We start from the raw sequence: 14366 nt of genomic DNA, 5'->3' as shown, positions 1-14366 counted from the left end.
ACGCCAGCAGCAGCATAGGTTCATGTGAGCGATTTTTCCATCAAACTTCACGACACAAACTGGAAGTTGATCGTCCGTCACATTGAGCATGATCACACCCAAACGCTAGCGTCCAGGCCGAAACAATATGATCGATAAACAGGCCGTGCCTGAGTGCTATGCTGCACACCGAAAAAACAGGAATCAATTGATGCAAGATGGAACTCGCCTGGCGGCCGTGGATTTGGGGTCAAACAGTTTTCGCCTTGAAATTGGGCGCATTGAACACGGTCAGTTTTACCGCACCGAATACTTGAAGGAAACCGTTCGCCAAGGCAACGGTCTGGATGTCGAGCGCAACCTGACGACGGAAGCCATGGAACGGGGTTGGGATTGCCTGGCCCGCTTTGGCGAGCGACTGGCCGGCTTCAACAGTGGCGAAGTTCGCGCGGTGGCCACACAAACCCTGCGTGAAGCCCGTAACCGCGATGAATTTCTGGTTCAGGCCAACACCATGCTCGGGTTTCCCATTGACGTCATCTCCGGCCGGGAAGAAGCACGGCTGATTTACCAGGGTGTCGCCCACGGCCTGCCCCAAGGGAATGAGCGTCGTTTGGTAATTGACATTGGCGGCCGTTCGACCGAGCTGATCCTGGGTCAGGGTTTTGAGCCCAAACAAATGGAATCCTATCGCGTCGGCAGCATTGCATGGTCCACACGCTATTTCCCGAATAACCAATTCTCCCGGCACGCCTTTGAAATGGCTGAAATTGCGGCCAAGGCCGTGCTGGACGAAGCACTCAATACCTATCGGCGCGATGCCTGGGACGTGGCTTACGGCTCGGCCGGCACGGTGGGCGCCGTGGGCGATGTCTTGACCGCGGCCGGTTGGCCCAGCGGCTGCGTCAGCCGGGAAGGCTTGGACTGGCTGCTGGACAAGCTCATCAGCGCGCAAAGTGCAGATCGACTGCGTCTGCCCGGCATGAAAGACGACCGGCGGGCGGTCATCGGTGGCGGCTTGAGCATTTTGCGGGCGGTATTTGATCTGCTGCAAATTGATCAAATGCAACAAGCAACCGGTGGTCTTCGACACGGCCTGTTATTTGACTTGCTGGGCAGCACGTCAGAGCAGACCGATGTTCGCTCCAAGTCGGTGCAGCGCCTCGCCGTCAAGTTCGGCACGGACACGGTTCATGGCCTGCGCGTGGGCAAAGTGGCCAATCATCTGTTTGCGCAATTGCAAAGCCAGACCCCCGCGCCCGATAACCAGACCGATGAGCGCTTGAACCGAAAGCTGGCCTGGGCCGCCCAGTTGCATGAAATTGGCAGCCAGATCTCGCACAGCGATTACCACAAGCACGGTGCCTATATTCTGGACAATTCCGATGCCATGGGCTTCGCTTTATCCGAACTGCACAAGCTCAGCCTGTTGGTGCTGGGGCACCGCGGAAAACTGCGCAAGCTGGAAGTGGACTTTGAAGACGAAATTTTTGTGCAGCAGTTGCTTGCTCTGCGCTTGGCCGTTATTTTGTGCCACGCCCGGCGTGACCCGGATTTGAATGGCTTGTATCTGACGCGGGAGGTCGGAATTACCAACAACTTTGCCATTGGCTGCCGTCCGGGTTGGGCCCACACCTTTCCACAGTCGGCTCATTTGCTACAGGAAGAAGTGCTGGCGTGGCAGAAGACCCCCTGGTCACTGACGCTTACAGACTGCTGATTTCCGAAGTATCCAGAATCAGCAAACCTTCGCCGCAGGTTTTGGCGTCGTGCTTGGCCCGTGCGGCGACCGATGCCACTTGCTCCGCGCTGGTAAATTCGTCCCGCTTAATTTTGACCGCACCGATCGATATCGTGGTCAGAGGGAAAAACCGGGACACGCCATGCCGGTCTTCGGCCAGAATGCCGCCCGCCTCGCGGGCCGGCGCGTCGAATAACTCAACGGCACGCTCTGCAAACTCGCTCACGAACTGCTCGCATTGCTGTTGCCAGTCAGCGCTCTGGTACAAGATGATGAAGTCGTCGCCGCCCACATGCCCCACAAAGTCACAGCGGGGATCACAGTGTGCCAAGGCGAGCCGGGCCACCAAACGGATCATTTCATCACCGCGCCAGTAACCATATTGGTCGTTGAATGGCTTGAAATTATTCAGGTCGGCATAGCAGGCAACAAATTCAACCCCACTGTTCAAGAGCCGCTCGATATGCTGGCTGATGGGAATATTGCCCGGTAAAAAGGTGAGCGGATTGGCGTGGCGTGCCGCTTCTACGCGCGTTTCAGTGACAGAACGCACCAGCTGCTCGCCCGTCCCCATCCCGACATAGCGACCGTTGTCCGTCACGATGAAACCATCGGCCAGATAGCGCTGATCATCCGACGTGAGAATGCCGATCAGCTCATCCACATTGTGGTTGCGCTCAATCAGGCGGGGTTCCAGATTGGCATGCGTCATGCACGACTTGGGGCCCCAGACTTCCCGGTAATACAGCTTGCTGTATTCATTCATGAACAGTGAACGGTTGATGATGCCCACGGGCCGAATGCCGTCAACGACCGCCACCGCATGAAGCTTGGTGTGGGCCAAAAACAGGGTTGCCAGGGCATCGTTGGTGGTGGTCAAGCTGACGGGGGGCGCCTCCACCACCGCAAGACGACTGAGGGTGCCAGCATTGGATGCCCGCCGCAGTTCGGGAAACACGGCAACCCGGCGGTCCAGCATCACATCCAACGCCTCGGCGTCGATCTGCTCCCGCGGCAACAGTGCCGGGCGCCCGAGAAAATAGCCCTGTCCGTAGGTGATGCCGAGGTCTCGCAGAACGCGCAAGTCGTCTTCGGTCTCAATGCCTTCGGCAATCAGTGCGGTGTCAAAAATGGCGGCGATTTGCTGGAGCGCCTGAATCGTTTTGAGCTTGTCGGCGTGCTGACTGATGTCCTTGGTGAAGTATTTATCGATCTTCACAAATTCAGGTTTGAGCTGCGACCACAGTCTCAGACTTGATCGGCCATCACCAAAATCGTCCAGTGCCAGTGACACGCCAGCCGCGCGTATTTCTTGAACAACACTCGCCAGGTAGTCCATGTCAGTCACCCGCTCATGCTCGGTGATCTCAAGCACCAACATGCGCGGCAATACGCCATAACCACCCATCAACTCCAGCAAGCGATCACGCCCGCACTGCTTGAGCACCTGCACCAGCACCTCGGCACTGATGTTGACAAACAAACGGCCTGACTCACTGAGCGTGCCCCAGCGATCAAGCGCTTCGATGACACAGAAATTCTCAAACTCAAAGTTCAAGCTTTCTTGTGCGGCAGCTGCCAGCAAGGCATCCGGGGCATGAAATGAGCTGCCTTGCGGCCCTCTGATCAGCGCCTCATGCGAAAAAATGGATCCATCAAGCAGCGACACAATCGGCTGGTACACGGGATAGAGTCCGTTGCTGCGCATCAAGCCAGCCAAAGGACCCCGCCCGCGTCGCACCGCATTTGAACGCAAGGCGATTGGCATCAACTTGGCACCTGTGCCAAGTCGTCGTGCCAGATCAACCGGAGAAGAATCCATCGCGGGGATGGCTGTCATAGCCGCAAGCGGAAGAAAGCTCATTGAATTCCAACGTTCATTAATTATATTTTTGTCAGTCTAAAAGTATTGAGTGACATGGGTGTGACAAGTCAAATCAACTTGACGGCTTTTTAGTTAACGATATAAACTATATACCCCGTTTATTTAAAGGAAAGCTCACTATGGCGACAACAGAAAAAACAATCGAAACTACCGATGCCGTGAAAGCAGTCGTAGCGCCTTCCGCTCCAATCAAGATCGCAACGACGCCAGCGATGCCAGTGGCTTTAGAAAAAGTCGCCGTCAAAGCTACGGCGAAACCCGTCGCCAAAAAATCAGTTTCGGTTGCCAAGGCGCCAGTTAAGGCAGCGGCTAAGACACCGCTTAAGCCGCTGGTTAAAGTAACCGCCAAGACAGCGGTCAAGGCACCCGTTAAAGCGGTTGTCAAAGTTCCTGCCAAGCCACTGGCTAAACCGGCCGCTAAACCAGTTGTCAAAGCTTTGGCCAAGGCAAAGATTGAAAAGACAGCCAAGGCAAAAAAACCAAAGTTGGTGCGTGACAGCTTTACGATTCCTAAAGTCGAATTCACCGTGCTGGAAGATCTGAAGCAACGCGCTGGAAAACTGGCCAGTCCAGTCAAAAAGAGCGAATTGATCCGTGCTGGCATCAAGGCATTAGCCGCGATGTCAGACATGGCGTTTTTGGCTGCGTTGAAGGCGGTGCCAGCGATCAAGACCGGACGTCCATCCAAAGCCTAAGCAGACGGCTCACGAATCGGGAGTGCACCCGCCAGTGCTTTACTTGCTAAAGCACTTCTGGCGACTGCACGGTGACCACCACCGTTTGAGAATGTGATTCTCGCTCCCGATTGCGCAGCCACCAGACAGCGCCTTTTTTTACCGCGCACTCGGTGGCATTCAGACCAAGCAACTGGGCAATGGTCTGCCCCAGCGTGGGCTGATGGCCCACCACCAACACCGTCCCTTTTGCACCCGGCCATTGCACCAACTCAAGCAGTTGGGCGACACTGCAGTCAGGTGCCAGCTCTGGTCTTACTTTAAATTTTCGACCCAGTGCAATCGCGGTCTGTTCGGTACGACGTGAGGGACTTACCAAAATCCGCGTTCCTTCAGGCAACTGTCGATCCAGCCAACTGGCCATGCGTGCCGCCTGCTTTTCACCGCGCGAAGTGAGGGGTCGAGCCAGATCATTACAGCCTTCTAGCCATTCTTGGGCCTCTGCATGACGCCACAAGACCAGATCCATGTCAATCGTCCTGCCCGGCATAGCGCACCATCAAAGCGGCTTGTGCACCATGCGCTACACGATGGCCCACTTTTTTGACGCGGGCATAAGTGCCATCCGGCAATAAATCCCAGGCATCGACGCCATCATGCAGGTAGGCCACCAGACATTCATCAATAATGCGCTGACGTTGCACCGGGTCAGTGACCGGCCAAGCCAGTTCCACCCGACGCATCATGTTGCGGTTCATCCAGTCCGCACTAGAGAGGTAAAGTTCTTCCACCTCATCTCGGCGGAAGTAGAAAACCCGCGAGTGTTCCAGAAAACGACCGATCACGGAACGAACATGAATGTTGTCCGTCAGCCCCGGCACCTGGGCTGGCAACATGCAGGCGCCACGCACGATGAGGTCAATTTTGACGCCCTTCTGCCCTGCTCGGATCAAGGCATGAATGAGCGTCTCATCCGTTAATGCATTCATCTTGGCAACGATGCGCCCCACCCCACCAGAAGCGGCTACGGCAGCCAAGTCATTGATTTTCTCAATCAGTTTGGCATGCAGATAAAACGGAGCCAACAGTACCCGGTTCAGTTTGGGCAAGCGGCTGTGACTGGCCAAGTGAACGAACACATGCTCCAGATCGGCGGTGAGCAAGGGGTCAGCCGTCAGGTGGCTCCAGTCGGTGTACAGGCGCGCAGTTCGGGGGTTGTAATTACCTGTAGACAAATGGGCGTAGCGCTTGAGCTGCTTACCTTCGCGGCGCGTAATCAACATCATTTTGGCGTGGGTTTTTAGTCCGACCACCCCATACAAGACCTGCGCCCCAATGGACTCCAGCATTTCGGCCCAGTTGATGTTGGCCTCTTCATCAAACCTGGCTTTCAGCTCCACCACCACCGTCACTTCCTTGCCGCGACGTACGCCCTCTCGCAGCAAATCCATGAGCGCGGCGTCACTGCCGGTACGGTAGATGGTCTGCTTGATCGCCAGCACGTTCGGGTCATTCACGGCTTCACGCAAAAATGCCAAAACCCCGTCAAAACTCTCAAAGGGCTGGTGAATCAAAACATCACCCTGCTTGAGTTGATCGAAGAACGATAAACCGGGTGTCAGTTGGGTCGGATAACACGACTTGTAGAAAGGGAAGCACAGCTGCGGCGCATCGACCAGATCCACTAATTGCGTTAGCCGAACCAGGTTGACCGGGCCAGCGACACGGTAAAGCGCCTGCTCCGGCAATTCAAACTGTTTCAGCAGAAAGGCTGAAAGATATTCAGAACATCCGGCCGACACCTCAAGCCGCACCGCCTGGCCAAAATTACGGTGCTGTAAACCCTTGCGCAGTGCCGTACGCAAATTTTTGACTTCGTCTTCGTCGACCGCGAGGTCTGAGTGACGGGTAACGCGGAACTGTGAAAATTGCCCAACATCGCGTCCGGGAAACAACTCAGCCAGGTGAGCCCGAATCACGCTCGACAGCGATACAAAAAAGTTAGTCTGTCCACAAACCCGCTCCGGCATACGGATCATGCGCGGTAAAACACGCGGCACCTTCACGATCGCAATTTCGTTTTCACGCCCGAACGCATCACGTCCGCTCAAGCGGACAATAAAATTGAGGGACTTGTTGGCGACCTGCGGAAACGGATGCGATGGATCCAGTCCAACCGGAATTAACAAGGGCCGAACTTCACGCTCAAAATACAGCTTGACCCACCGGCGCTGCTCAACGTTGCGCTCGCCATGCGACACAATTTTGATGCCTTGTTTTTCCAGGGCGGGCATCAAATCATCGTTGTACAGCGCGTATTGATGCGCCACCAGGGTATGCGCAGCGACCGCCAGCCTTTTGAAAGACTCTACCGAATAGAGTCCTTTTTCGTCTTTATTCTGGTTTGCCGCCAAATGAGGTTCAGCACGGACCTCAAAAAACTCGTCTAGATTGGATGACACGATACACAGGTAACGAAGGCGCTCCAGCAGTGGAACATCCACTCGGTAGGCCCAATCCAGCACCCGCTCATTGAAAGCCAGAATGCTGTGATCGCGATCAAGCAATGCAACTGCAGAAGAGACCTGAGTCAATTTCGACTGACGAATGGAAGGAGACATGTCGTACCGGGCCCGTATATTACAAATAGATGACGATTGTTGACCAAATTGATGTCAACCGTATGACAGTAACAAGATGCAACTAGTCAGGCCCAGCCGGGAGCACGCTTCGCACAGGGACCAGATGCTCCAAAAACAGGCGCGTGGCCCGAGTCCAACTGAAAACCTGCGCACGGTTACGTGCTTCGTGCCGCGGCACCGCCAGCGCGCGGTACCAGGCGGTCAACAGATCATGGTGCAGTGCGCCACCCAACGCCGCGCCACTGCTTTGCCCTAAAACCTCCAGCGGTCCGTCTACGGGATAAGCCGCAACCGGAGTACCACACGCCATCGCTTCCAGCATCACCAAGCCGAAAGTCTCTGATTTGCTGGACAGCACAAAAAGGTCAGCCGCGGCATAAACCAGTGCCAGCTCATCGCGTGGCAAATTGCCCAGCCAGCGCACCAAGGGATAGCGTTCTTGTAACGACGCCCCCAATGGACCGACACCACACACCACTTTAGTTCCCGGGGTATCCAGCTGCAAGAACGCCTCAATGTTCTTTTCGTAGGAAAGCCGCCCAACAAACAAGGAAACAGGACGCGCCAGCGCACCCAACAAGGGGTAAATTGTTGGCTGCTCGTGATAGGCAAACAACGCCATGTCCACGCCATGCGTCCAGCGGCGAAGGTTGCGAAAACCGCGCTGATCGAGCATGCGCAGAACCCCTTGTGTCGGCACCATGACGCCCGACGACGGCTTATGGAAATGGCGGAGTAAAGCGTAACCCCATGCAAGCGGAACGTTCAATGCTGCGTGCAAAATTTCCGGAAATTTGGTGTGAAATGCCGTCGTGAATTTTATTTTTTTCTTGATGCAGTAAGCTCGCGCGCCCCACCCCAGTGGCCCCTCGGTGGCGATATGAATGGCATCCGGCGCCAGCCCATCAAGTTTTTGCGACAGGTTTTTGCCTGAGCGGACCGCCAGTTCAATGCCCGCATAGCCAGGACAAGGACGGGTTTTAAACTGTCCGGGATGAATCACATCGATTTGATGGCCGAGGCTTTCAAGCTCGCGCACCAGTTCGACCAGCGTGGTGACGACGCCGTTGACTTGCGGCAGCCAAGCATCTGTGACCAGTGCTATTTTCACGCGACGGTTGCCCCAGTTTTGTGACTCTGCCCCTGCGTCTCTGAAACTGGTGCCCAGTGCAACAATTCCAGCCGGCCGTCGTCGTGCTCGACTAAGGCAGTGCGACTTTCGACCCAGTCGCCGTCATTGCAGTAGAGCGTTCCATTGATGTCGCGCATTTCGGCACGGTGAATATGACCACAGACAACCCCCTGATGACCGCGTCGTTTGGCCTCATTGGCGACCGCCACCTCAAAATCAGTCACATAGTTCAACGCCTTCTTGACCTTGTGTTTGAGATAGGCCGAGAGCGACCAGTACGGTAAGCCCAGGCGGGTGCGCCAATGGTTGAGATGGCGATTGAGCTTTAACGTCAATTCATACAGGTTGTCGCCCAGATAGGCCAGCCACTTGGCACACTGAATGACACCATCAAAATAATCGCCATGTGTGATCCATAAATTGCGACCATCCGCGGTGGTGTGAATCGCATCTTCTGTCACTTCAATGCCACCAAACTGGTGACCGACAAAGCCCCGTGCGAACTCATCATGGTTGCCCGGAACATAAACAACATGACAACCTTTACGCGCCCGACGCAACAGTTTTTGCACTACATCATTGTGGGATTGCGGCCAATACCATCGGCGTCGTAACTGCCAGCCGTCCACGATGTCGCCCACCAAATACAAATACTCGCTGGGGTGCGACTTCAAAAAATCCAGCAGTGCGCTGGCCTGACAACCGGGGGTCCCCAGATGCAGATCGGAAATGAAAATAGCCCGATACCGCTTATTGTTGAATTCATCTTCTTGGTCATCGTCTGCATCGGGTATCGAGCTGCTGCTCCACGGCCCCATGTCATCGAAGGCCGCCCGCATTACGTACCCAAGAAGTGCTTGCGGTAACGGGGAGGCAGATCATTGATGCGCATCATCATGGGCAGATCGGCTGTATTGAAATCTGGATCCCAAGCCGGCGCACCCAAAATCTTGGCGCCCAGACGCAGATAACCCTTGATCAATGCAGGAGGCTCAACGGGCAAACCACTGTCCAATTGCTCAACTGGCAAGGGCAACCGCGGGTGGACATGGTGCTCGATGGGCGCCATGTGACTTTGGGCGAGTTGGTGCCAGATGCTGGCGGCCACGTCGCCGCTGACGATCCCGTTATGCAGCATGGGAATGCTCGCGCAGCCAATCATGGTGTCCAGCTTATTGCGCACCATGAACTCCGCCAGCGCACCCCACAAGGCCATGATGACACCGCCGTGGCGATAGTCAGGATGCACGCAACTGCGCCCCAACTCCACCATGCGCTCGCGCAAGCTACGCAGGCGGGTAAGGTCAAACTCGATATCGCTGTAGGTGCTACCGACGCGTCTGGCTTGTACTGGCGTGAGAACCCGATAGGTCCCGATCACTTCCTTGGTGACCTGATCACGCACAAGAAGATGCTCGCAGTAGTTATCGAACAGATCAACATCGTGCCCGGGGATGGTGGTATCCAGTCGGGCTCCCATTTCTTCGGAGAACACCCGGTACCTCAAGCGCTGTGCCTGTCGAACTTCGTCATTGTGTCTGGCCCATGAAACGGCAAGACCGGCTTGCGCCACCTGAGGTACGGGCGCTTGATTTGAGCCATGAAAATGTGCACTGGATCGGTGAAATAATCCCTTGGGCAAAGATACCGGGGACAAAGCGAAGGTGGGATTTGGCAATTCTTTCATTTCTATCTCCTTGAATCACGTTGGGACATGGTTGCGCTTTTTTCCTATCTCTACCGAATAGTGGCGGCTTAACGTTACGGCTCGATGGCAACTTCATGGCATTTACGTGACAGCACAAAGCGACGTGAAACCAAAGCACATCTCTGGCGTGGTGTGAGTTTGTTGATTGACAGTCGCGCCTTGGAAGATATCGTGCTGCGAAGCGATGACCCAGGCGATTTCAAACGGCACCTCGCTGGCCACTGTGGAGCAGACCTGCTTTGACATGTTCATCGCCGAGTGGCGTGTCCTACGAATCGAACAGCCACGGCGTTACTCGGTGATCGTGGACGATGACCCGTAGGTGCAATACCTACACCACAGGCGCAAGCTCATCACACTGAGCAACAATGAACTGTTGGCGGCCCGTACCTAGCAAGCTCAGACCACCAAATTTCGTACCCTGGGCGGCGGAGTTTCACCCGACATCGTGGTACCGAATCTCAGCAATTTATCCATGCTCTATGCTGACCAGGAACGCAGAAGAAGCACCTGAAAATCAAGCTTTGGGTGTGTCACTGTGCGACACCTCATAGCCATCGGCCACGTACGCAGGGCCTTTCATCAGCCACACGATGACACAGCCAATGGTCACCGTCAGAACCAGCGTCCAGATGAAGATCACCAAACCGATCATCACAAAATCGAACAGCTGAATGCGTCGGGCTAACTCGGCGGCGCTGCCCGTCGTGATCAAAAAACGGGCGGCAAAAGACATCAGTGCAGGTAACAAGGCGCCGGCCACACAAACAGTCGGCATCAGGCGCAGCAACCGCCACTCAAACCCATACGGCGTTTGCTGAAATCCGGGAAGTCTTCTTAGCCAGTTCATGGCTGAATTTTATAGTGGCAAAGAAATTTCCGCCAATCTAAAGGCTAAGGCCCTGGCCGGCTTCCTCAAACGTGCGGCCGTCGCGGATGTGATAAATGCGCTTGAAGGTGGGAATTATTTTTTCATCGTGCGTGACCACAATGATGGCGGTTCGGTACTGCTGCGCCATCTGGTTGAGGATGCGCATCACGCCCAGAGCTCGTTCACTGTCCAGCGGCGCCGTGGGCTCGTCCGCCAGAATCACGGGGGGCTGGTTGGCCAGTGCCCGCGCGATCGCCACACGCTGTTGTTCGCCACCTGAGAGCTGCGAGGGCTCGGCTTTGGCGCGATGCCCCACATCGAGTGCCGCCAGCAGCTCGCGGGCGCGAACGCGTGCCTTGGCGTTGGGCAGACCTGCCAGCATGGGCAGCAGGGCCACGTTGTCGGTGACGTCCAGAAACGGAATCAGGTACGGCGCCTGGAACACAAAACCGATGCTGTCCCGCCGCAGGGCGCGCAGGTCGGACAGCGTCCAGCCGTTGTCGTAAATCGTCGTGTTGCCCAGCGTCATACGACCCGCAGTGGGCTTGATCACGGCGCCCAGGCATTTGAGCAGCGTGCTCTTGCCCGAACCCGAGGGGCCGATCAGGCCGACTACCTCGCCCGGGGCAACGCTCATGTTCACATCCTTGAGCGCATCCACGGCGGCATCGCCTTCGCCATAACGCTTGCTCAAACCCTCAATGCGAATACCCAGTTCACTCATGATGCATCCTCATCCAATGGCCGCAGCCGGGTCGACGCGCAGTGCCACGCGGATGGCAAGCGTGCTGGCCAAAGCACAGATGATCATGACCGCAACAAAGCCACGCACGGCGTCACCGGTTTCCAGCAGTACGTACTTGGGAAATATGGGGGCCCAAATGGTGGCTGCCGTCTTGCCAACGATGAACCCGATCAGCCCGAGACCCAAAGCCTGTTGCAGGATCATGCTGGCAATCGTCCGGTTGCGCGTGCCAATGAGCTTGAGCACCGCGATCTCGCGCAGCTTGCCCAGTGTCATGGTGTAAATGATGAACGCCACGATGGCCGCGCTCACAATAGCAAGGATGACGAGGAACATGCCGATCTGCTTGGCAGAGGTGGCGATCAACTTGGCCACCAAAATATCTTCCATCTGCTCCCGGGTGAACACTTGCAGGTGCTTCCAGCGGCGAATGGGGTGAGCCACCTGCTCGGCATCAAATCCAGGGCGAATCTGCACCAGCACGGCATTAACGTTATGGTTGCTGCTTTGCGAGTTTTGGATGGCCTCCAGCAGACCCGGCACTCCGGGCCGATTGAGCGCCGGGTTGGCGGCGGTGCGGGCACGATCATTGACGATGGCGTCGTTGTCCTTCAGGAACTGCGCCTCCTGCGCGTCAGGCAGCGGAATGAAAACCATGGGATCGCCACCGGAGGACACCATGCGTTGCGTGAGACCCACCACGTGGTAATCATGGCGGCGAATCTTGATGCGCTCGCCGACCGAAAAGCCGGTTTTCACGTCGGCCACCGCCTCGTAGTGGTTGCGCGTCATGTGTCGACCCGCAATCAGGTAGCCCGGTTCACCCGGTTGGCCCGGCTCTACGCCTACGACCATGGCACGAACGTCAGTGTTATCACGCCGAACCTGCATCGTGAGATAGGTCACATTGGCGGCACGCGCCACACCAGGCATCCCCGAAACGGATCGGTACACGTCATCGCGAAGACTGGATGACTCGGCGTACGGCCCCTGCGTGTCCTTTTGCACCACCCAGAGATCAGCGCCACTGTTGTTCAGCAGCATGAGCGCATCGTCCACCATGCCACGGTAGACGCCGGCCATGGTCAGGGTGACGCCGATCAGCAGGCCCAGGCCGATGCCCGTCAAGACGAACTTGGGCCACGAATGAAGGATGTCGCGGCCAGCCAGGCTGATCATGGTGCATGCTCGGCAAGGCTGGCAACGATCTGAATTCGGCTTTTCGCAGTGATCTCTTTTCCACTGTAAACAACGATCTGCGCCCCGGCTTGCAAGCCTTCAAGCACCTGCACCTGGCCATCCAGGCTCGCTTGCCCCAAACGCAAAGGAACAAACTTGGGGCCGCTTTCACTGAGCACCCAGGCGCCGCTTTGTCCTCCAAGGCGCTTGATGGCGGCGTTCGGCAGCAACAGCGCGCGTGGCGTAGCGGGCAGACTGAGCGTCACCTCAGCCAACTCGCCAACCGAAATACCAGCAGGCAGGGCATCAAATGCAATCTGGGCCACACGCTCCTCCGTCACGCTGTCACCCTGCAACTCCACGCGAACCACCTTGCCACGCAAGGTGCTGGCGGCATTGGAGCGCAACACGATATCAGCGAGCAAACCTGTCGCCAGTCCAGCCGATCGTCCCTGATCAAAGCGAGCCTTGACCCACAGGCTGGCGGGATCGACCAGCTTGAGTACCGATTGCCCCGCCACGACAGTGGAACCGGGCTCGGCATCGCGCGACAAGACAATGCCATCCTGGGTGGCCACTAGACGTACGCTCTGGCGCTGCTGCAGCAGTCCGGCGCGCTCGGCCTTGAGCCGCGTTAGATCCTGGGATGCCGCCAGCTGATTGGCTTGCGCCGCGCGTAAAGCAGCGTCGGCCGAAGTCTGTTCCTGCACTTTCGATTCCACCGCGCCAGCACTCACGAAACTTTGCTGACCCAACTCTACATAACGCCGGGCGTTAATGGCGGCCAGTTCACGACGCGCCGCCGCATCGACCGCTTGTGCGTCCGACACCAGAATCACACTAGACGCCCGTGCCGCCGAGGCATCAAGCGCCAGGAGTCGGTGGTCCAAGTCCACGGGATCCATTTCGGCGAGCAACTGGCCCGCCTTGACGGTGTCCCCCGCGTCAACCAGCACGCGCAACACGCGGCCCGCGGTTGTAGGCCCAATCAGGTAGTTGCGCCGCGCTTCTACCGTACCGATACCGTAAATGGCCGGCGTCAGCGATCCCTCCGTGGCTTGCACCACCGTGACACGCACAGGTGCCAACGGTCCGGCGCGCCGGATGACAAACCCGACGGCGATTAAAAGTACCACGCCCAAAAGGCCCAGCGTGATGACTTTGGAGGATGGGGCCTTGAGCTTCATGGTGTTTTGCGGATGCCGCATAAATAGAGTTGGAAAACGCGCGGGGCTTCAGTGTTCATGCTGGAAATTTGACCGCTCAACATGGATTGCATGACCAAACCCTGCACGATACCGACGAACAAGGTCGCGGCAGCCGGGGCATCCAGGTCGGGCGCGGCGTCACCTCGCTGCACGGCCGACTCCAGCAGACCCAGCAGCAACTGACGGTAGCCTTGCATGAGTCCACGCACCTGCTGCTTGAGCGGTGAGTCCACCGCTTGCTGCAGTTCGTGAAAAATTACGCGCGGCACGCCAGGATAAGCCACAACAAAATTCACATGCGCATCGAACACGTTTCGCAGGGCGGCAAGGGGCGAGCTGGCCTGCTGCGCGGCAAGATGGAGTGAACGCAGCAGATGCTCGGCCACCCATGCCATGGCGGCCAGCCAGACGGCCTCTTTGGAGGGAAAGTGCTTAAACAGCGCACCCTGACTCAGTCCGACGGCATTGGCCAAGTCGGTGGTGGTGATAGCGGCTGGACTGCTGTCCTGAGCCAAGTGCAGTGCGGCAGCGACGATTTCAGCTTGACGTGCTTCAGTCGGGAGACGGGTGACTGCGGGTTGCATGGAAGCTTGCTTCATTTG

At 56.9% G+C, this 14366-nt stretch carries 14 protein-coding genes; 3 read left to right on the top strand and 11 right to left on the bottom strand.

Annotation, left to right across the window (positions count from 1 at the left end):
• Nucleotides 1–190 precede the first annotated feature (190 nt).
• The gene (gene ppx / locus HHJ17_RS17530; RefSeq protein ID WP_296501831.1) at nucleotides 191–1699 is read left to right on the top strand and encodes an exopolyphosphatase; all 1509 of its coding nucleotides are present in this window, start codon (nucleotides 191–193) and stop codon (nucleotides 1697–1699) included.
• On the opposite strand, the gene HHJ17_RS17525 is transcribed toward ppx, so the two are convergent.
• Complete coding sequence (locus tag HHJ17_RS17525; protein WP_296502010.1) at nucleotides 1686–3488, bottom strand: phosphodiesterase; 1803 nt, start codon at nucleotides 3486–3488, stop codon at nucleotides 1686–1688. The two genes, ppx and HHJ17_RS17525, sit on opposite strands and share 14 nt — an antisense overlap.
• A gap of 236 nt (nucleotides 3489–3724) precedes the next feature.
• Between HHJ17_RS17525 and HHJ17_RS17520 the strand changes: the two genes are divergently transcribed.
• Complete coding sequence (locus tag HHJ17_RS17520) at nucleotides 3725–4300, top strand: hypothetical protein (protein ID WP_296501830.1); 576 nt, start codon at nucleotides 3725–3727, stop codon at nucleotides 4298–4300.
• Between the two features lie 46 nt (nucleotides 4301–4346).
• Here the strand turns inward: HHJ17_RS17520 and sixA are convergent, their stop codons facing one another.
• From sixA to HHJ17_RS17495, 5 genes are all read right to left on the bottom strand, one after another.
• Nucleotides 4347–4808 carry a phosphohistidine phosphatase SixA gene (gene sixA / locus HHJ17_RS17515; RefSeq protein ID WP_296501829.1) on the bottom strand — a complete coding sequence of 154 codons (462 nt, stop codon included), beginning with the start codon at nucleotides 4806–4808 and terminating at the stop codon, nucleotides 4347–4349.
• Nucleotide 4809: 1 nt separating this feature from the next.
• A complete protein-coding gene (ppk1, locus tag HHJ17_RS17510) occupies nucleotides 4810–6900 on the bottom strand; it encodes a polyphosphate kinase 1 (protein WP_296501828.1) in 2091 nt (696 codons plus the stop codon).
• Between the two features lie 82 nt (nucleotides 6901–6982).
• Nucleotides 6983–8032 (bottom strand): glycosyltransferase family 1 protein, encoded by a 1050-nt coding sequence (locus HHJ17_RS17505; protein ID WP_296501827.1) that lies wholly within the window; start codon nucleotides 8030–8032, stop codon nucleotides 6983–6985.
• On the bottom strand, nucleotides 8029–8892 hold the full coding sequence (locus tag HHJ17_RS17500; RefSeq protein WP_296501826.1) for a UDP-2,3-diacylglucosamine diphosphatase: 864 nt from the start codon (nucleotides 8890–8892) through the stop codon (nucleotides 8029–8031). Before HHJ17_RS17500 ends, HHJ17_RS17505 begins: the two co-directional genes overlap by 4 nt.
• Nucleotides 8892–9740 carry a GNAT family N-acyltransferase gene (locus HHJ17_RS17495; RefSeq protein WP_296501825.1) on the bottom strand — a complete coding sequence of 283 codons (849 nt, stop codon included), beginning with the start codon at nucleotides 9738–9740 and terminating at the stop codon, nucleotides 8892–8894. Before HHJ17_RS17495 ends, HHJ17_RS17500 begins: the two co-directional genes overlap by 1 nt.
• Nucleotides 9741–9945: 205 nt before the next feature.
• On the opposite strand from HHJ17_RS17495, the gene HHJ17_RS17490 reads away from it, so the two are divergent.
• Nucleotides 9946–10083, top strand: a complete 138-nt coding sequence (locus HHJ17_RS17490) for a hypothetical protein (RefSeq protein ID WP_296501824.1) — start codon at nucleotides 9946–9948, stop codon at nucleotides 10081–10083.
• Between the two features lie 195 nt (nucleotides 10084–10278).
• Here HHJ17_RS17490 and HHJ17_RS17485 read toward each other — a convergent pair whose 3' ends face one another.
• Genes HHJ17_RS17485 through HHJ17_RS17465 form a run of 5 tightly spaced genes read right to left on the bottom strand, consistent with a single transcriptional unit; the run spans nucleotide 10279 to nucleotide 14363 of the window.
• Nucleotides 10279–10611, bottom strand: a complete 333-nt coding sequence (locus HHJ17_RS17485) for a hypothetical protein (RefSeq protein WP_296501823.1) — start codon at nucleotides 10609–10611, stop codon at nucleotides 10279–10281.
• 37 nt (nucleotides 10612–10648) lie between these two features.
• Nucleotides 10649–11356, bottom strand: coding sequence for an ABC transporter ATP-binding protein (locus tag HHJ17_RS17480; protein ID WP_296501822.1), 708 nt, complete (start codon nucleotides 11354–11356; stop codon nucleotides 10649–10651).
• A gap of 9 nt (nucleotides 11357–11365) precedes the next feature.
• The gene (locus HHJ17_RS17475; protein ID WP_296501821.1) at nucleotides 11366–12556 is read right to left on the bottom strand and encodes an ABC transporter permease; all 1191 of its coding nucleotides are present in this window, start codon (nucleotides 12554–12556) and stop codon (nucleotides 11366–11368) included.
• Nucleotides 12553–13743: an efflux RND transporter periplasmic adaptor subunit gene (locus HHJ17_RS17470; RefSeq protein ID WP_296501820.1), complete on the bottom strand. Its 1191-nt coding sequence runs from the start codon at nucleotides 13741–13743 to the stop codon at nucleotides 12553–12555. Before HHJ17_RS17470 ends, HHJ17_RS17475 begins: the two co-directional genes overlap by 4 nt.
• Nucleotides 13740–14363: a TetR/AcrR family transcriptional regulator gene (locus HHJ17_RS17465; protein ID WP_296501819.1), complete on the bottom strand. Its 624-nt coding sequence runs from the start codon at nucleotides 14361–14363 to the stop codon at nucleotides 13740–13742. Before HHJ17_RS17465 ends, HHJ17_RS17470 begins: the two co-directional genes overlap by 4 nt.
• Nucleotides 14364–14366: the final 3 nt, after the last annotated feature.

Origin of the sequence: Rhodoferax sp., assembly GCF_012927445.1 — a bacterium.
GTDB lineage: Bacteria > Pseudomonadota > Gammaproteobacteria > Burkholderiales > Burkholderiaceae_C > Rhodoferax.
The sequence above is the reverse complement of the archived record's forward strand: the minus strand, read 5'-3'. Positions and strand labels throughout refer to the sequence as shown.